This is a genomic window from Bartonella sp. AD328YNZD (genome assembly GCF_042196425.1).
Genome location: NZ_JBHIQG010000824.1, coordinates 1 through 578 on the forward strand (window position 1 = coordinate 1; position 578 = coordinate 578).

The 578-nt window shown below is 45.2% G+C and carries 1 protein-coding gene; it reads right to left on the reverse strand.

What is annotated here, in order from left to right; genetic code table 11:
- Positions 1 to 578 (reverse strand): Maf family nucleotide pyrophosphatase (locus tag ACFIO3_RS15240; RefSeq protein WP_375704801.1); only part of this gene is annotated, 578 nt, incomplete at both ends.

Below are 578 nucleotides of genomic sequence, written 5' to 3' on the forward strand. Positions count from 1 at the left end.
AAAAGTGGATAGTGATAAGCGGTCAAGAGATCGGTTGTTTCAGCCAAAGGCAATCCCACAACATTAGAATAAGAACCCGTGATATGAACAACAAAAGCCCCTGCTTTTCCTTGAATAGCGTAGCCCCCCGCTTTGCCTTGCCATTCTCCTGAAGCAAGGTAAGCCTTCATCATGGCAGAGGTTAAGCGTCTAAAACGAACACGACTTTCAACCAATTTTACGGTTATTTTTCCACGTTCATTGAGCGCACAAATGGCACCATAGACCTTATGCGCCCGTCCAGAAAGGAATCGTAAACATTCATAAGCCTCATCCTCGCTTTCTGGTTTGGGGAGAATGGTCCGGCCAACAGCCACCACCGTATCAGCCGCCAAGATAATCATTTTCTGCGCAGACAATTTTTGGGGAACATTCTGCAACTCGTCTTGACCATTCTGACTGTACCAGCGCAAAATTTTTTGGGCTTTCAGCGCTTTTTCTTTTGCCAAACGTTTGGCAAGGTTTGCAGGATGTTCTTTTAATTTTGGCGTTTCATCAATATCGCTTGCATAAACCTGCTGGGGATCAATCCCTATTTG